The sequence below is a fragment of the Kitasatospora sp. NPDC058170 genome (assembly GCF_042883905.1).
Classification (GTDB): domain Bacteria; phylum Actinomycetota; class Actinomycetes; order Streptomycetales; family Streptomycetaceae; genus Kitasatospora.
On sequence record NZ_JBHVUV010000001.1, the window covers coordinates 587642 to 604876 of the forward strand.

Annotated in this window: 13 protein-coding genes; 6 read left to right on the top strand and 7 right to left on the bottom strand. The window is 72.4% G+C overall.

The window, feature by feature from the left end; all coding sequences use genetic code 11:
* Positions 1-181: 181 nt before the first annotated feature.
* Positions 182-4684: a glutamate synthase large subunit gene (gene gltB, locus ACFVVX_RS02695; protein ID WP_387940667.1), complete on the top strand. Its 4503-nt coding sequence runs from the start codon at positions 182-184 to the stop codon at positions 4682-4684.
* Positions 4677-6206, top strand: coding sequence for a glutamate synthase subunit beta (locus ACFVVX_RS02700; protein ID WP_387940565.1), 1530 nt, complete (start codon positions 4677-4679; stop codon positions 6204-6206). The genes gltB and ACFVVX_RS02700 overlap by 8 nt, the downstream gene beginning before the upstream one ends.
* 234 nt (positions 6207-6440) lie before the next feature.
* Here ACFVVX_RS02700 and ACFVVX_RS02705 read toward each other — a convergent pair whose 3' ends face one another.
* A complete protein-coding gene (locus ACFVVX_RS02705; protein WP_387940567.1) occupies positions 6441-7415 on the bottom strand; it encodes a helix-turn-helix domain-containing protein in 975 nt (324 codons plus the stop codon).
* A 144-nt stretch (positions 7416-7559) separates the two neighbouring features.
* Between ACFVVX_RS02705 and ACFVVX_RS02710 the strand changes: the two genes are divergently transcribed.
* From ACFVVX_RS02710 to ACFVVX_RS02720, 3 genes are all read left to right on the top strand, one after another.
* A complete protein-coding gene (locus ACFVVX_RS02710) occupies positions 7560-8810 on the top strand; it encodes an MFS transporter (protein WP_387940569.1) in 1251 nt (416 codons plus the stop codon).
* A gap of 80 nt (positions 8811-8890) precedes the next feature.
* Positions 8891-9790: a helix-turn-helix domain-containing protein gene (locus ACFVVX_RS02715; RefSeq protein WP_387940571.1), complete on the top strand. Its 900-nt coding sequence runs from the start codon at positions 8891-8893 to the stop codon at positions 9788-9790.
* A gap of 46 nt (positions 9791-9836) precedes the next feature.
* Positions 9837-11294, top strand: a complete 1458-nt coding sequence (locus ACFVVX_RS02720) for an aldehyde dehydrogenase family protein (RefSeq protein ID WP_387940573.1) — start codon at positions 9837-9839, stop codon at positions 11292-11294.
* A 99-nt stretch (positions 11295-11393) separates the two neighbouring features.
* Here the strand turns inward: ACFVVX_RS02720 and ACFVVX_RS02725 are convergent, their stop codons facing one another.
* Genes ACFVVX_RS02725 through ACFVVX_RS02740 form a run of 4 tightly spaced genes read right to left on the bottom strand, consistent with a single transcriptional unit; the run spans position 11394 to position 13426 of the window.
* Positions 11394-12386 carry a phosphotransferase family protein gene (locus tag ACFVVX_RS02725; RefSeq protein ID WP_387940575.1) on the bottom strand — a complete coding sequence of 331 codons (993 nt, stop codon included), beginning with the start codon at positions 12384-12386 and terminating at the stop codon, positions 11394-11396.
* Positions 12383-12754, bottom strand: a complete 372-nt coding sequence (locus ACFVVX_RS02730) for a hypothetical protein (protein ID WP_387940577.1) — start codon at positions 12752-12754, stop codon at positions 12383-12385. The genes ACFVVX_RS02725 and ACFVVX_RS02730 overlap by 4 nt, the downstream gene beginning before the upstream one ends.
* Positions 12751-12897, bottom strand: coding sequence for a helix-turn-helix domain-containing protein (locus tag ACFVVX_RS02735; protein WP_387940579.1), 147 nt, complete (start codon positions 12895-12897; stop codon positions 12751-12753). The genes ACFVVX_RS02730 and ACFVVX_RS02735 overlap by 4 nt, the downstream gene beginning before the upstream one ends.
* A gap of 19 nt (positions 12898-12916) precedes the next feature.
* Positions 12917-13426 (bottom strand): DUF6879 family protein, encoded by a 510-nt coding sequence (locus ACFVVX_RS02740; protein WP_387940581.1) that lies wholly within the window; start codon positions 13424-13426, stop codon positions 12917-12919.
* A gap of 202 nt (positions 13427-13628) precedes the next feature.
* Here ACFVVX_RS02740 and ACFVVX_RS02745 point away from each other — a divergent pair, with 202 nt between their 5' ends.
* Positions 13629-14216, top strand: a complete 588-nt coding sequence (locus ACFVVX_RS02745) for a GNAT family N-acetyltransferase (RefSeq protein ID WP_387940583.1) — start codon at positions 13629-13631, stop codon at positions 14214-14216.
* On the opposite strand, the gene ACFVVX_RS02750 is transcribed toward ACFVVX_RS02745, so the two are convergent.
* Entirely contained in the window at positions 14213-16039 is a 1827-nt protein-coding gene (locus ACFVVX_RS02750; protein ID WP_387940585.1) for a bifunctional metallophosphatase/5'-nucleotidase, read from the bottom strand. The two genes, ACFVVX_RS02745 and ACFVVX_RS02750, sit on opposite strands and share 4 nt — an antisense overlap.
* Positions 16040-16276: 237 nt before the next feature.
* Positions 16277-16948, bottom strand: a complete 672-nt coding sequence (locus ACFVVX_RS02755) for a LuxR C-terminal-related transcriptional regulator (RefSeq protein WP_387940669.1) — start codon at positions 16946-16948, stop codon at positions 16277-16279.
* Positions 16949-17235 lie beyond the last annotated feature (287 nt).

Here is a 17235-nt window from a genome sequence, read left to right on the forward strand (position 1 = left end):
ATGTAACCTGCACGAAATCGCAGAGGGCCAACGTCGTCCCTATTGCACAAGCTCATTGCTCAAGACGACGACGGGAGAGCCGATGCTGTCTGCATCCATGCACTCCGCCAACGAGCCCCAGGCCGGCGCCGCGCGCCCGCCGTACGCGCTCGTTCCGGATGCGCGACCTGCTGCTCAGGGCCTGTACGACCCGCGGAACGAGCACGACGCCTGCGGCGTCGGCTTCGTCGCCACGCTGACCGGCATCGCCGACCACAGGATCGTCGAGCAGGCGCTCACCGTGCTGCGCAACCTGGAGCACCGGGGTGCCACCGGCGCCGAGCCGGACTCCGGTGACGGCGCGGGCATCCTGACCCAGATCCCGGACGCCTTCCTGCGGGCCAAGGTCGCCTTCGAGCTCCCGGCCGCCGGCGCGTACGCGGTCGGCATCGCCTTCCTCCCCGACGAGGACGGGGCCGACGCCGCCGCCGTCGCGCGCATCGAGGCCATCGCCGCCGAGGAGGACCTGACCGTCCTCGGCTGGCGCGACGTCCCGGTCACCCCGGACCTGCTGGGCGCCACCGCCCGCTCGGTGATGCCGCGCTTCCGCCAGCTCTTCCTGGCCAAGGACAGCGTCGAGGGCATCGCGCTGGACCGCCTCGCCTTCGTCGTCCGCAAGCGCTCCGAGCGCGAGGCCGGTGTCTACCTCCCGTCGCTCTCCGCGCGCACCATCGTCTACAAGGGCATGCTCACCACCGGGCAGCTGGAGCCGTTCTTCCCCGACCTGTCGGACCGGCTCTACGCCTCCGCGCTCGGCCTGGTGCACTCGCGCTTCTCCACCAACACCTTCCCGAGCTGGCCGCTCGCCCACCCGTACCGCTTCGTCGCGCACAACGGCGAGATCAACACGGTCAAGGGCAACCGGAACTGGATGACCGCCCGGGAGTCCCAGCTCGCCACCGACCTCATCCCCGGCGACCTGAAGCGGATCTTCCCGATCTGCACCCCGGACCACTCCGACTCGGCGTCCTTCGACGAGGTCCTGGAGCTGCTCCACCTCGGCGGCCGCTCGCTGCCACACTCGGTGCTGATGATGATCCCGGAGGCGTGGGAGAACCACGCCACCATGGAGCCGGCCCGCCGCGCGTTCTACCAGTACCACTCCAACCTGATGGAGCCCTGGGACGGCCCGGCCTGCGTGACCTTCACCGACGGCACCCAGATCGGCGCCGTGCTGGACCGCAACGGCCTGCGCCCGGCCCGCTACTGGATCACCGAGGACGGCCTGGTCGTCCTCTCCTCCGAGGTCGGCGTGCTCGACATCGAGCAGGAGAAGGTCGCCAAGAAGGGCCGCCTGCAGCCCGGCAAGATGTTCCTCATCGACACCGCGGAGCACCGCATCGTCGAGGACGAGGAGATCAAGTCCGCGCTGGCCTCCGAGCACCCCTACGGGGAGTGGGTCGCGGGCGGTCAGATCCAGCTCGCCAAGCTGCCCGAGCGCGAGCACATCGCGCACACCCACGCCTCGGTGACGCGCCGTCAGCAGACCTTCGGCTACACCGAGGAGGAGCTGCGGGTCATCCTCGCGCCGATGGCCAGGACCGGCGGCGAGGCGCTCGGCTCGATGGGCACCGACAGCCCGATCGCCGCGCTCTCCGAGAAGCCGCGCCTGCTGTTCGACTACTTCGTGCAGCTCTTCGCGCAGGTCACCAACCCGCCGCTGGACGCCATCCGCGAGGAGCTCGTCACCTCGCTGCTGAGCAACCTCGGCCCCGAGGGCAACCTGCTGGCCGCCGAGGCCGCCGCCTGTCGCTCGGTCGGCATCACCTTCCCGGTGATCGACAACGACGAGCTGGCCAAGCTCGTCCACATCAACGCCGACGGCGACCAGCCCGGCCTCAAGGCCGTGACGCTGTCCGGCCTCTACAAGGTCGCCACCGGCGGCGAGGGCCTGGCCGCCCGCCTGGCCGCGATCGCCGCCGAGGCCGACGCCGCGATCGCCGACGGCGCCCGGATCGTCGTGCTCTCCGACCGGCACTCCGACGCCGAGCACGCCCCGATCCCCTCGCTGCTGCTCACCTCCGCGATCCACCACCACCTCATCCGCACCAAGCAGCGCACCCAGGTCTCGCTGCTGGTCGAGGCCGGCGACGTCCGCGAGGTCCACCACGTCGCCCTGCTGGTCGGCTACGGCGCCGGCGCGGTCAACCCCTACCTGGCCATGGAGTCCGTCGAGGACCTCGTCGCCCAGGGCACCTTCCTGGACGGCATCGAGCCCGAGAAGGCCATCAAGAACCTGATCAAGGCGCTCGGCAAGGGCGTGCTGAAGGTCATGTCCAAGATGGGCATCTCCACCGTCGCCTCCTACCGCGGCGCGCAGGTCTTCGAGGCCATCGGCCTCTCCGAGGAGCTGGTCGGCGCCTACTTCGCCGGCACCACCACCAAGCTCGGCGGCATCGGCCTGACGGAGGTCGCCAAGGAGGTGGCCGCCCGCCACGCCAAGGCCTACCCGGCCTCCGGCATCCCCGCCGCGCACCGCGCGCTGGACATCGGCGGCGAGTACCAGTGGCGCCGCGAGGGCGAGCCGCACCTGTTCGACCCGGACACCGTCTTCCGGCTCCAGCACTCCACCCGCAACCGCCGGTACGACATCTTCAAGCAGTACACGGACCGGGTGAACGAGCAGTCCCAGCGCCTGATGACGCTGCGCGGCCTGTTCCAGCTGGACGGCCTCGGCCGCGCCCCGATCCCCGTCGACGAGGTCGAGCCGGTCTCCGAGATCGTCAAGCGCTTCTCCACCGGCGCCATGTCCTACGGCTCCATCTCGCGCGAGGCGCACGAGACCCTGGCCATCGCGATGAACCGCCTCGGCGGCAAGTCCAACACCGGCGAGGGCGGCGAGGACCCGGACCGCCTGTACGACCCGGAGCGCCGCTCCGCGATCAAGCAGGTCGCCTCCGGCCGCTTCGGCGTCACCTCCGAGTACCTGGTCAACGCGGACGACATCCAGATCAAGATGGCCCAGGGCGCCAAGCCCGGCGAGGGCGGCCAGCTGCCCGGCCACAAGGTCTACCCGTGGGTCGCCAAGACCCGGCACTCCACCCCGGGCGTCGGCCTGATCTCCCCGCCGCCGCACCACGACATCTACTCCATCGAGGATCTCGCCCAGCTGATCCACGACCTCAAGAACGCCAACCCGGCGGCCCGCATCCACGTGAAGCTGGTCTCCGAGGTCGGCGTCGGCACGGTCGCGGCCGGCGTCTCCAAGGCGCACGCGGACGTGGTGCTGGTCTCCGGCCACGACGGCGGCACCGGCGCCTCGCCGCTCACCTCGCTCAAGCACGCCGGCGGCCCCTGGGAGCTCGGCCTCGCCGAGACCCAGCAGACCCTGCTGCTCAACGGCCTGCGCGACCGCATCGTGGTGCAGACCGACGGCCAGCTGAAGACCGGCCGCGACGTCGTCATCGCCGCGCTGCTGGGCGCCGAGGAGTTCGGCTTCGCCACCGCCCCGCTGGTGGTCTCCGGCTGCATCATGATGCGCGTCTGCCACCTGGACACCTGCCCGGTCGGCGTCGCCACCCAGAACCCGGTGCTGCGCGAGCGCTTCTCCGGCAAGCCCGAGTTCGTGGTGAACTTCTTCGAGTTCATCGCGGAGGAGGTCCGGGAGATCCTGGCCGAGCTGGGCTTCCGCACCATCGAGGAGGCCGTCGGCCACGCCGAGCACATCAACGCGGCCGCCGCGATCGACCACTGGAAGGCCGCCGGCCTCGACCTGGCCCCGCTCTTCCACGTCCCCGAGCTGCCCGAGGGCGCGGCCCTGCACCGCACCACCACGCAGGACCACGCGCTCGACAAGGCCCTGGACAACCAGCTGATCGACCTGGCCCAGGACGCGCTGGAGAACGGCGACGCCGTCCGCATCCAGCTGCCGATCCGCAACGTCAACCGCACGGTCGGCACCATGCTCGGCCACGAGGTGACCAAGCGGTACCGCGGCGAGGGCCTGCCCGAGGGCACCATCGACGTCACCTTCACCGGCAGCGCCGGCCAGTCGTTCGGCGCCTTCGTCCCGAAGGGCATCACGCTGCGCCTGGAGGGCGACGCCAACGACTACGTCGGCAAGGGCCTGTCCGGCGGCGTGGTGATCGTCCGCCCGGCGCGCGACGCCGCCGCCATCGGCGCCGACGCCCAGAACCACGTCATCGCCGGCAACACCATCGGCTACGGCGCCACCAGCGGCCGCGTCCACCTGCGCGGCAAGGCCGGCGAGCGCTTCGGCGTCCGCAACTCCGGTGCCACCCTGGTCGTCGAGGGCGTGGGCGACCACGGCCTGGAGTACATGACCGGGGGCCGGGTCGTCGTCCTCGGCGAGACCGGGCGTAACCTGGCAGCGGGCATGTCCGGCGGTATCGCCTACGTGCTGGACCTCCGCCCCGCGAACGTCAACGACGGCATGGTGGGCATCGAGGCCCCGACCGCCGCCGACCGCGAATGGCTGCGCGAGACCGTGCAGCAGCACTACGAGGAGACCGGCTCCACCGTCGCCGCCGAGCTCCTGGCCGACTGGGGAAGCGGCGTCTCGCGCTTCTCCAAGATCATGCCGACCGACTACAAGGCTGTGCTCGCCGCCAAGGACGCCGCTGAGCGCGATGGCCTCTCCGAGGCCGAGACCACTCGCAAGATGATGGAGGCGGCACGTGGCTGACCCCAAGGGCTTCCTGACCACCGGCAAGCAGCTGGCCGAGCGCCGGCCCGTGGACGTGCGTCTGCGGGACTGGAACGAGGTCTACGTCGAGCGCAGCCTCCTGCCGATCATCACCAAGCAGGCCGGCCGCTGCATGGACTGCGGCATCCCGTTCTGCCACAACGGCTGCCCGCTCGGGAACCTCATCCCCGAGTGGAACGACCTGGCCTACCGGGACGACTTCACCGGTGCGATCGAGCGGCTGCACGCGACCAACAACTTCCCGGAGTTCACTGGCCGGCTCTGCCCGGCCCCCTGTGAGTCCGCGTGCGTCCTGGGCATCAACCAGGACGCGGTGACCATCAAGAACGTCGAGGTCACCATCATCGACAAGGCCTGGGACCGGGGCGGTGTCACGCCGCAGATCCCCGAGCGGCTCTCCGGCAAGACCGTCGCCGTCGTGGGCTCCGGCCCGGCCGGCCTGGCCGTCGCCCAGCAGCTCACCCGGGCCGGGCACACCGTGGTGGTGTACGAGCGCGCCGACCGCGTCGGCGGCCTGCTGCGCTACGGCATCCCCGAGTTCAAGATGGAGAAGCGCCACATCAACCGCCGCATCGAGCAGATGCGCGCGGAGGGCACCCGCTTCCGCACCGGCGTCCACGTCGGCGAGGACATCACCGGGCAGCAGCTGCGCGAGCGCTTCGACGCGGTCGTCGTGGCCGCCGGCGCCACCACGGCCCGCGACCTGCCGGTGCCCGGGCGCGAGCTCAAGGGCATCCACCAGGCCATGGAGTACCTGCCGCTGGCCAACAAGGTGCAGGAGGGCGACTTCGTGGAGCCCCCCATCACCGCCAAGGGCAAGCACGTCATCGTCATCGGTGGCGGCGACACCGGCGCCGACTGCCTCGGCACCGCGCTGCGCCAGGGGGCGGCCTCGGTCACCCAGCTGGAGATCATGCCGCGCCCGAGCGACGCGCGCCCCGGCCACCAGCCCTGGCCGACCATGCCGATGACCTACAAGGTCACCTCGGCGCACGAGGAGGCCCTCTACGTCCGGGAGACCAGGACGGCGGGCGACCGGGCCGAGGGTTCCTCCTCGCCGGAGGCGGGCAAGGACGGCCGCGTCTACGCGGTCAACACCACCCGCTTCACCGGCGACGAGGACGGCAACGTCCAGGAACTGCACCTCGTGGAGGTCGAGTTCAAGGACGGCCGGTTCGAGCCGGTGCCCGGCACCGAGCGCGCCATCCCGGCGCAGCTGGTCACCCTGGCCATGGGCTTCACCGGCACCGACGTGAAGAACGGCCTCGTCGAGCAGCTCGGCGTCGACCTGGACGCGCGCGGCAACGTGGCGCGGGACGCCAGGTTCGCCACCAACGTGGACGGCGTGTACGTCTGCGGTGACGCCGGCCGCGGCCAGTCGCTGATCGTCTGGGCCATCGCGGAGGGCCGCTCGGCCGCCGCCGCGGTGGACGTGTACCTGGGCGGCAAGACCGCGCTGCCCGCCCCGATCCGGCCCACGGACCGCCCGCTGGTGGTCTGAACGGCCCGCTAGACCGCCCGGCGCCGCATCGCCGGGTTGCACGAACCGCTTCCCGCCAGAGTCGCCGGGCCAACGCGGTCCCTGCGGCGTCTGCCCTCTCCCCGACCAAGTTGGGGGCAGACGCCGCCTTTGCGTTTCCCGGGGCGCCCGCGGCGGCGCGGTGTCCGCGGGGTGGGTGGCGTCCGCGGGGTGGTCGGCGTCCGCGGGGTGGTCGGCGTCTGCGGGGTGTCGGGGTCAGCCGCCCAGCAGGAGCTCGGCGGCCTGGGTGCGCAGGTACAGCACGGTGCGACCGGTACGGTGCCGGTCGGCCAGCCCGGCCTCGCGCAGCGCGGTCAGGTGGTGCGAGACGTTCGCCGCGGACAGCCCGGTGCGGGCGGCCAGTTCGGTGGTGGAGGCGGGGGCGTCCAGCTCGGCGAGCAGCCGGGCCCGGGTGCGTCCGATCACCCTGGCCAGCCCGTCGGGGACGGTGGCGCCGGAGGTCTCCCAGAGCGTGGCGACCCCGCGCGGCGGATAGACCAGACCGGGCTGCCCCTGCGCCTCGGCGTGCCAGACCATGCCCGGCCAGACGAACACCGCCGGCACCAGCACCAGGCCGCGCCCGCCCTCCAGCCGCCGCTCGATCTCGTACCGCCGCTGCGCCACCGTCATCCGGCCGTCCTCCCACCGCACCTTCGGGTGGAGCCCGTCGAACAGCGCCGCCGGACCGCCCGCCGCCATCCGGCGCGCCCGGTAGAGGATCTCGCCCTCCACCAGCCGGACGATCCGGCCCCAGTACGGCTCCACGGCCGCGGCCCAGTACGCCCGGATCTCGCCGGCCAGCCGCTCCAGGCCCGCCGCCGGATCCTCGTGCAGGGCGGCCACCAGGGGCGGCAGCGGCAGCGTCACGCCCACCAGGTCGGCCCGGACGGTCTCCGGCCCGGTGGCCGCCAGCACGGCCAGCTCCGCCTCGATGCCGGGCGCCGTCGCAGCCGGGGCCGCGATCAGGAAGTGCGGGAGGTGCCAGGCCGGCATCGGCACCAGCTGCGACAGCAGCTCGTACCGGACGCCGGCGGCCGCCAGCCGCTCCCGCGCCTGGCGCACCCACGGCAGGTGGACGGCCTTGGCACCGGGGTCCTTGAGCACCTGGATGCTCGTCACCACCTCCATGACGCGCGAGCAGGCGAACCGGGTGGCGGCCAGGTCCTGGGCCGAGAAGTCCAAGGTGAGCACGGTGTTCCTTCGTCGGGCGGCGGCGGTGTCGGTGGCGTGTCGGTGGCGTGACGGCGGGTGGGTTGATCATGATCGCGGCGGGACCAGGATTCGACCAGGATGGAATCTCTGGGCTTCGTTGATCATCGCCGAGAGGCTCGGTGCATGACCACCGTCGAACTCACCCCGCTCCGGGACCGGCTCGGCCTCCCGGACACCACCGGCCGCCACCGCCTGGTCGGAGCACACCTGATCGACAGCCTCGGCACCGGGCTGATCCTGGCCTTCACCCTCGTCTTCTTCGCCCGCACCACCACGCTGGGCGTGGCCGCCATCGGCGCCGCCGTCTCCACCGCCCGGCTGCTCGCCCTGCCCACCGCGATCGTGGTCGGCCCGCTGATCGACCGCCACGGCGCCCGCGCGGTGGCGGCCTGCGGCAACGTGCTCTCCGCCGTCGCCTACGGCGGGTTCCTGCTCGCCGGACAGGCCTGGCAGATCGTGCTGGTCTGCCTGCTCGCCCAGATCGGCCACGTCGCCTACTGGACCGCCAGCACCGGCCTGGTGGTGCTCGCCTCGGAGGAGGGCGAGCGGACCCGCTGGTTCGCCCTGGTGCAGACGCTGCGCAACACCGGCATGGGCCTCGGCGCGGCGCTCGGCGCCTTCCTGGTGGCCGGGGGCGGCACGGCGAGCCTGCGGGCCCTGGTGGTGCTCAACGCGGCCAGCTACGCCCTCGCGGCGGGCCTGCTGGCCTCCTGGAGGCCCGGCGGCGGCGCCGCGGCGCAGGAGGCCGCGGCGGACGCGCCGGAGCCCGCGACGGGGGAGGCTCAGCGGGGCGGCTACGCCGCGGTGCTGCGCGACCGCCGGTACCTGCTGCTGGTCGCCGTCAACCTCACCTTCGTCTTCGCCTCGATGATCATCAGCATGCTGCTGGCCGTCTACCTCACCGAGGGCCTGCACCGCGAGGCCTGGCTGGCCGGCTCGCTGCTCGTCCTCAACGGCGTCCAGGTGGTCCTCACCCAGAACGTGGTGGCCCGCCGGCTGGAGCGCTTCCGCCCGACCCGGGTGGTCGCGGCCGGCGCCCTGCTCAACGCGCTCGCCTTCGGCCTGTTCGCCGCCCTCGCCGCCGCCCCCGGCTGGGCCGTCGTGGCCGGCCTCTACCTGGCGATGTTCGTCTACAACGTCGCCGAGGCCGTCGGCACGCCGTTCCGCGAGGACCTCAGCGTCGCCCTCGCCGACCCCGCCCGGCGCGGCCGCTACCTGGCCGTCTACCAACTCTCCTGGAACCTCGGCCAGGCCGTCGCCCCCGCCCTGCTCACCCTCCTCCTCGGCCGGGGCGCCGCCTGGCCCTGGCTCTTCCTGCTGGTCGTCAGCGTGGCCGCGGTGCCCGGGCTGCTACGCCTGGAACGCATGCGCTGACGGACTGTTGTTTGTCCGTGCCAGATGGCAGACTGCGGCCGACGGCCGGGGGGCTGCGCGAGGTGCGGAGGTTGGACGCGATGAGCACGACTCAGGCTGGTGGGGGCGCCACGGTGCGGCGCCTGCTACTGGGGTCCCAGCTGCGCAGGCTCCGGGAGGCCAGAGGGGTGAGCCGGGAGGAGGCCGGGTACTCGATCCGCGCCTCCGAGTCCAAGATCAGCCGGATGGAACTCGGCCGGGTCGGCTTCAAGGAGCGCGACGTCGCCGACCTGCTGACGCTCTACGGCGTCGAGGCCGAGCAGGAGCGCGCCTCGCTGCTCGGACTCGTCCGGGACGCCAACGCCACCTCCTGGTGGCACGGGTACGGGGACGTGCTGCCCGGCTGGTTCCAGAACTACGTCGGCCTGGAGGAGGCCGCCGCGGAGATCCGCAGCTACGAGGTCCAGTTCGTGCACGGGCTGCTGCAGACCGCCGACTACGCGCGCGCCGTGATCGCCGTCGGCGGCCACGTCACCGAGCCGGACGAGATCGAGCGGCGGGTGGAGGTCCGCCTCAAGCGCCAGGAGGTGCTCACCGCCGAGCGGGCACCGCGGCTGCTGGCCGTCCTCGACGAGGCCGCGCTGCGCCGCCCCTGGGGCGGGCCGGAGGTGATGCGGGCGCAGATCGACCGGCTGCTGGAGCTGACCGAGCTGCCGAACGTGGTCCTCCAGGTGATGCCGCTCGGCTTCGGCGGCCTGCGGGCCGAGGGCGGCGCCTTCTCGGTGCTGCGCTTCGCCGAGCCGGAGCTCGCGGACGTGGTGTACCTGGAGCAGTTCACCAGCGCGCTGTACCTGGACAAGCCGGTGGAGGTCGCCGAGTACTCGGAGGCGATGGACTCGCTGGCGGCCGACAGTCTCTCCCCCGAGCGGACACGGGAACTTCTTCGCTCCGTACGCCAAGAGCTCTCCGGCGTAAGTACGATGAGTGCTGATCAGATCTGATCGTGAAGGCCCCTGAGCCTTCCCGAATCGGCACGAGAGGGATCAGATGTCGTACTTCTCCGAGTTGGCGCTGCAGTACATCGACGGCGAGTGGCTGAACGGCAGCGGCTCCTGGGACATCGTCGACGTCGACCCCTACACCGGCGACAAGCTGGCCACCATCACCGTCGCCACCGTCGAGGAGGTCGACCGGGCGTACCGGGCCGCCGAGCGGGCGCAGAAGGAGTGGGCCGCCACCAGCCCCTACGCCCGCCGGCTCGTCTTCGAGCGCGCGCTGCGCATCATCGAGGAGCGCGAGGGCGAGATCACCGGCGCGATCATGGCCGAGCTCGGCGGCACCGCCCTCAAGGCCGGGTTCGAACTCGCCCTCACCAAGGACATGCTGCGCGAGTCGATGGCCCTGGCGCTGCGGGCGGAGGGGCGGCTGCTGCCCTCGCCGGTGGAGGGCAAGGAGAACCGCCTCTACCGGCTGCCGGTGGGCGTCGTCGGTGTGATCAGCCCGTTCAACTTCCCGCTGTTCCTCTCGCTGAAGGCCGTCGCGCCGGCCCTCGCGCTGGGCAACGGCGTGGTGCTCAAGCCGCACCAGGAGACGCCGGTGGTCGGCGGCACCCTGATCGCCAGGATCTTCGAGGACGCGGGCCTGCCGGCCGGCCTGCTGAACGTCGTGGTGACGGACATCGCCGAGATCGGCGACGCCTTCATCGAGCACCCCGTGCCCAAGGTGATCTCCTTCACCGGCTCCGACAAGGTCGGCCGGCACGTCGCCACCGTCGCCGCCGCGCACTTCAAGCGGACCGTGCTGGAGCTCGGCGGCAACAGCGCGCTGATCGTCCTGGACGACGCCGACGTCGACTACGCCGTGGACGCGGCAGTGTTCAGCCGCTTCGCCCACCAGGGGCAGGTCTGCATGGCCGCCAACCGGGTGCTGGTGGACCGGAGCATCGAGTCGGAGTTCACCGAGAAGTTCGTCCGCAAGGTCGCCTCGCTGAAGGTCGGCGACCCGAAGGACCCGGCCACCCAGATCGGCCCGTTGATAAACCCCGTCCAGGCCGACTCCATCACCGCCCAGGTGGAGCACGCCGTCGCCGCCGGTGCCACCGCGCTGCTGCGCGGCGAGACCAACGGCAGCCTGATGGACCCGGTGGTCCTGGGCGGCCTGCCGGCGGACGCGCCCATCCTGCAGCGCGAACTCTTCGGCCCGGTCGTGCTGGTGGTCCCCTTCGACGGTGAGGACGAGGCCGTCCGGATCGCCAACGACACCCCGTTCGGGCTGAGCGGCGCGGTGCACACGGCCGACGTGGAGCGCGGTGTGCGGGTGGCGCAGCGGATCGAGACCGGCATGATCCACATCAACGACGGGACCATCGCCGACGAGGCGGCCGTGCCGTTCGGCGGCGAGAAGAACTCCGGTGTGGGCCGCCTCAACGGCGAGTCCACGGTGGACGCGTTCACCACCGTGAAGTGGATCTCCATCCAGCACGGGCGCAGCCGCTTCCCGTTCTAGTCCGGGTTCCGCTCCGGCGTGCGGATGCTGCCCCCTCCTCGGGTCGAGGAGGGGGCAGCACGCGTGTTCCCGCCTGTCCCCGTGCGTTCCTGCGCGGTCTCAGGTGGTCAACCGGCCGGGCAGGGCGCCGCGTTCGGAGAGCCAGCGCAGGACGACCTCGCCGCTCCAGGTCCGGTGGCGGCTCAGCGCCGGGGTGGTGCCGGGCGGATCCGGCTGGGCGCCGGTCACCAGGAAGTAGCCGGCCAGCCCGGCCAGGACGGCGTCCAGCTGCTCGGGCGCCACGCCCCGGGCGACGGGCTGGGCGGCGAACAGGGCGTCCGCGTCGTGGCCGTCGGCGTGGGCGGTGGCCAGCACCAGGGACAGGTCGAACCAGGGTGCGCCCAGGCAGGGCCAGTTCCAGTCGCAGATCCAGGCACGGCCGTCGGTGTCCAGCAGCACGTTGTCCCGGCGCAGGTCCAGGTGCACGACGGAGCCGCCGGTGGCGGCCGCGGCCCAGCCCGCCTCCAGCTCCGCCAGCGGGGCGATCAGCTCGCGCGGGAACCAGGCGGGCAGCGGGTCGGTGGCGCCGCCGGCGAGGCGCCGCCAGTGGTCGAAGGTCTCCGCCTCGGCGATCGGCTGCAGGCCGAGGGCGAGCAGCTCCGGGGAGGGCGCCGCCAGGGCCTCGGCGTAGGCCGCGCAGGCCTCCAGGGTGGCGGCCAACTCCTCGGGCCGCCACGGGTCGGCGGGCATCCGGGCGCGGTCGACGGCGTCGAAGCCGAGCACCAGCCAGCCCGCCGCCTCCTGCGCCCAGCGCACCCGGGGCGCGCGCACGCCGGCCGGCAGCGCGCGGTTGATCTCCACCTCGCGGCGGTAGCAGTCGGCGATCACCGGGTGGGCGGCGGTGTCGACCGCCTTGACGAACTGCGTGTCGTGCGGCCCCCGGACCACGCCGGCGAACCCCGGGGTGAAGCCGCCGCCGACGGTCGTCACCCCCGCGACCGCCCCGCCGACCCGCCGCACGACCAACTGCCGGACGGCGGCCGGAAGGTCGCGCCAGGCCGGGCGAACGGCGGTGGACTCGTACTGCGGGCGGGCGCTGATGGTGACCGTCATACGGCCATGCTGCCGGGCGGGCGGTACCGCCCGCCAGCCGGTTTCCCCGGGGCGGGCCCCGCGCTCGCGCCGAGAGCCGAGGGGCAGGGCAACGCGGGGCCGTGGAGCCCCCGGTGGGGACAGCAGACGGCGGCCAGGGAGACGAACCGCCCGCCCGGCAGCCACCCGGCCCACACCGCGTCGTCGCCCTGCTCCAGCTGCTCCTGGGCGCTCCGGCACCGGTCGGCCTCGGACAGGGCCGCGGCGAGGGGCGGCGGCGCGTCCAGCCGCCGCCACTCCCCGGCCAACCAGCCGACCGCCTCCACGGCACTCGCCCACGTGCCCTGGACCATCCGGCCGGGCTTGAGCAGCCAGTGATGCACCATCATCGGCGGCGCGAGCACTTCGATTCGTGCCAGCCGGCCGACGCGGCCAGCGCCCGCGCGGTGAGTCCGGAGTCCTTCCGGATCTCGCGCAGGCGTCGGCCGAGAGCCTGTTTGGCCTGGTGGACGGCTGAGTAGGGCGATGGCACGGGGAAACCGTCGATCCGCTCAGCCGGGCCGGTAGTCCGCGTGCGGAGCCGCGCGGACCCATACCGCCTCGAATGCCGTGGCGCAGAGCTTGACGGCCTCGGCGTCGTCGACGATCTCCGTGTCTGTCCAGTCGCCGTTTCCGGCGAAGTGGTTGATCAGCAGGACCTCATCGTCGAACAGCCAGAAGTCGTTGCCCGGAAGGGCGAGGGCGGTGGCGCGACGCCGCGGGAGCCAGCGGACCTGCTCGCCGGCCGCGATGTTGTGCTGCTCGGTGATGTCGTACTCGAAGCGCGTGTAGTCGCTCAGCGGTTCGGAGACGATGCGGGCGCGGCGTACCTCGACTCCGCGGTCGACCGCTGAGCGGACGAGGCCGCGCCAGTGCACTTCGTCGGCGCCGCCGAGTGCGACACGGCCGTTCTGCCATGCACGGTAGGCAGGGTCGTCCAGCATGTAGGCGTCGCGCATCTCAAGGTGCACCGAGGACCGCGAGGCCGTCTGGAACAGCTGCTCAAAGGTGGGCTGTGCCATCACCGTTCACCTCCGGGGGAACGTTCGGTGCCGGGCCTGTGCAGTGCCACGCTGGTCTCCTTCATACCGGAGGACGGCTGCCGTGACAGAGCCTGCACCATCGGTAGTCGTGGCACGACGGACTTGCGCGAACTTGCACGGGCCCGTGGGCGGCTTAGGGTGACCGCTGACGTGGGGCAGGGCTGGTGATGCAGGGGGTCTCGTGGACGTTGAGTGGGTTCGGCTGGCGCTCGATCTGAACGGCTTCGACGCCGTCCGGTTCGAGCCGTATGTGCGCGGGGCCCGGCGGGCCGGGATCGGGTTCACCACCCTGGCGGGGCTCGGGGACACGCCCGGGAACCGCCGGGCGCTCTACGAGTTGGACCTGGCCTGCGCCGCGGACAGCCCGGAGCGCGGGGAGTTCCGCACCTTCGACGAGTACTTCGCCTGGCGCGCCGTGACCCCGGCCTTCGATCCGTACGGTGTGGTCCTCGCGCTGGACGGCGGGGCCTGGGTGGGCATGGCGATGACGTCGGTCCGGCCCGGAGGGGACGCCTTCAGTGAGATGACGGGTCTGCTGGCCGGCTGTCGCGGGCGGGGGATCTCGCCGGCCCTGAAGCTGCTGGCGGTCAGCTTCGCCCGGTCCCGCGGCGCGCGCCGGCTGCGGGCCGTGCACCACCCCGCCAACGCCCCGGCGATCGCCGTGAACCGGCGGTTCGGGTTCGTCGACGAGGTGAGAGGTGAGAAGGCGGACGCGGGAAGGGCCGGCGGGGGTGGGGACCCCCGCCGGCCCTGGACGCCGTCGGACTAGAAGACCGGCTGCCCGGCGCGCACCAGGCGCCACGACTCGGTGGCGAAGTCGGCGGGGTCGATGACGCCCTTGGCCTTCACCCAGGAGATCATCGCGTTGCGGATCTCGTCCGAGTTCGCCCACACCTTCGTCGCGGCCGCGACGTGCGGGAAGTTGCCGCCGCCGTTGGCGCGGTAGTTGTTCACCGCGAGCACGAACTGCGCCGTCGGGTCGATCGGCTTGCCGTCGAAGGACAGGTTGACGATCCGCGAGCCGGCCGGCTGGGCGATGTCGATGTCGTAGGAGACGCCGTACACCGAGTCGTAGTTGTAGTCCGGCGTGTTGCCCGCGTTGGTCAGCTTCGCCCGGTCGATCGGCGCGTCCGGGGCGACCTGGGCGTAGTACCGGGCCGAGAACTCCAGGTAGTCCTTGATCTGGGCGCCCGTCAGGATGCGGGCCTCCAGGGTGTTCTCGTAGATGTACAGGCCGGCCGCGTCCCGCAGCTTGACCTGGCCGGCCGGGATCAGGGCGGTGCGGTTGAACGGCGCGGCCTGGGCCAGCACCGGCAGCTTGGCGTACTGGCCGCCGGCCAGCGCCTCCTTGACCACGTCGGCCTGGACGCGGCCGATCAGGTCGATGATCGGGACGTCCTTGAACGGCGCGTCGGCGATCGACAGCGCGATCTTCGAGGTGCCGATGACCTGGTTGACGTACGCGACCACCTTCTTGTGCTGGTCGGTCATCAGGTCGACGATCTCCGGGTCCTCCGGGACGGTGTTGGAGTTCAGCACCCGGGAGGAGAGCGAGACGACCTTCCAAGCGCCCTGGTCGTACTCCACCTCGAAGTCGAAGCAGGTCAGCCGCTGGCCCCAGCAGAGCGGCTCGGAGAGCACGACCGTCTTGCCGGTCTGCTTGTTGACGACCAGCCGCTGCGGGATCTCCTTGTGCGCGTGGCCCACCAGGACCGCGTCGACGCCGGGGACCTGCTCGGCCAGCGCGACCGAGGCGTTCTCGGCCCAGGGCAGCTGGTCGCCGTAGGAGGTGGCCTCGTCCATGCCCGAGTGGCAGGCGACCACGATGACGTCGGCGCCGGCCGCCTTCACCTTGGGGACCCAGATCTTGGCCGTCTCCACGATGCCGGGGAAGGTCATCTTGCCGGAGACGTTCGCCTTGTCCCAGATCGCGATGCCCGGGTTGGTCAGGCCGAGGATGCCGACCTTGAGGGCCGGGCCGCCGGGCAGCTTGATCTTGCGGATCACGTACGGCGGGAAGGCCGGCTTGTCGTTCTTGGCGTTCAGCGCGTTGGCGCCGAGCAGCGGGAAGTCCAGCTGCTCCTCGTAGGCGCGCAGGGTGTCGATGCCGTAGTTGAACTCGTGGTTGCCGAGGGCGGCGGCGGTGTACTCCATGGTGTTCATGGCGAGCGCCATCGGGTGCTCGGGAGCGGTGTCCGCCTCGGTGGCGATCGGCTCGACCCGGGCGTAGTAGTACGTCAGCTGGGTGCCCTGGATGGTGTCGCCCGCGTCGATGAGCAGGGTGCGGTCCCAGCCCTTCTCCTCGCGGACCTGCTTGGCCAGGGTGGAGATCTTGGCGAGGCCGACCTCGTTGTGCGCCTTGTCGGCGTAGACCGCGTCGGTGAAGTAGTCCCAGTTGAGCACCCGGCCGTGCAGGTCGGTGGTGCCCATGACGGTGAAGGCCTGCTTCTTGCTCTTGCCCTTGCCACGGGTGTCGTCCGGCCCGGCCGCCGCGGCGGGGGTGGCGGCGGCGATGGCGGTGCCGCCGACGAGGGCGGCGCCGGCGGCGGTGGCGGCGGACCGGGTGACGAAGTCACGGCGGTTCAGGGACATGGACGACTCTCCCGGGTGGGGACTGCGAACGGATCGTCAACGGTGCTGGTGACGCGCGTAGAGGTACGCGCGTAGAAGTGTGCCGCGAGGCCGGCCGGATTGGATAGTCCCCGGACGTTTCCAGCAGGTGAGATCTTGGCGACTCGTTCGTGACGGGGGCGGGCGGGTGTCGCACCACCCGCCCGCCCCGTCGGGGAGACCCTCCCGCCCCGTCGGGGAGAGCACCCGGGGATCGCCCTAGATGTAGCCCTCGCGCACGGCGTAGGCGACGGCGTGCGCCCGGTTGCGCAGCTGCAGACGGGTGGTCAGCCCGTGCAGCACGTTCTTGACGGTGCGCTCGGAGTACGACAGCTTGGCGGCGATCTCGCCGGTGTCGAAGCCGTCGGCGACCAGTCGCAGCACATCCGCCTCGCGCTCCGAGAGCCCCGGCGGGGTGTAGCCCGGCTGGCCCTGGACGCTGCGCTGCAGCCGGCCCATCTGGGTGATCAGCCGCCCCAGCAGGTCGGCCGGCAGGTCGCCGTCGCCGCGCGCCGCCGCGAGCACCGCCCGGCCCAGCCGGTCGGCGGTCGCCTCACGGCGCCACAGGATCGCGGCGACCCCGCACTCCACGGCCTCCAGCAGCTCCGCCTCGCGCATCCGCTCGACCACCAGGACGACCCGGTGGTCGCCGCCGCGCACCAGCCGGCGCAGGGTCGCCGTGGTGCTGCTGTCGGCGGACTCGGCGAGCAGCACGGTGACCGCGCCGGGGGCCGCCGCCGCGGCGTCCTCCGCCAGGTCCAGCCCCGGGCACCGCCGCAGCTGCGCCTCCGCGCCGGCCCGCGAGATCGGGTCCGCGGCCTGGACGACCACGGGGGTGCGCACGGCGCCGGGCGCCGCCGCGGCCGGCCGGGTGGCGTGGTGGCCGGGCACCGGGCGCTGCGGCGGGACGGTGCGGTGCGCCTGGGTCGGCGACGGCAGGCGGTAGGACGTACCGCGGCGGTCGTACTCGGTGTGCAGGACAGTCAATCTGGCCCCCTCCTGGAAGTCCGACCCACCTGCCCGGTGGCCGGAACGCGGCGCCGGGGAGCGTTGCATGTACCCGACAGAGGGTGGGCGGTGAGTCGATGCGGCCGGGTGCGGTGCTGCCCCGGCCGGACCTACATGCTCCCCGCCGCGGACGGCCACGGCCATCGTGGTCCACCACGAGATCAGGCCAC

What these genes read in the sequence shown, in the direction of transcription:
- ACFVVX_RS02710 (WP_387940569.1), top strand. Translation starts at nt 7,560, where the DNA reads ATGACCACCGTCGAACTCACCCCGCTCCGGGACCGGCTCGGCCTCCCG.
- ACFVVX_RS02715 (WP_387940571.1), top strand. Translation starts at nt 8,891, where the DNA reads ATGAGCACGACTCAGGCTGGTGGGGGCGCCACGGTGCGGCGCCTGCTA.
- ACFVVX_RS02720 (WP_387940573.1), top strand. Translation starts at nt 9,837, where the DNA reads ATGTCGTACTTCTCCGAGTTGGCGCTGCAGTACATCGACGGCGAGTGG.
- ACFVVX_RS02725 (WP_387940575.1), bottom strand. Translation starts at nt 12,386, where the DNA reads ATGACGGTCACCATCAGCGCCCGCCCGCAGTACGAGTCCACCGCCGTT.
- ACFVVX_RS02730 (WP_387940577.1), bottom strand. Translation starts at nt 12,754, where the DNA reads ATGATGGTGCATCACTGGCTGCTCAAGCCCGGCCGGATGGTCCAGGGC.
- ACFVVX_RS02740 (WP_387940581.1), bottom strand. Translation starts at nt 13,426, where the DNA reads ATGGCACAGCCCACCTTTGAGCAGCTGTTCCAGACGGCCTCGCGGTCC.
- ACFVVX_RS02750 (WP_387940585.1), bottom strand. Translation starts at nt 16,039, where the DNA reads ATGTCCCTGAACCGCCGTGACTTCGTCACCCGGTCCGCCGCCACCGCC.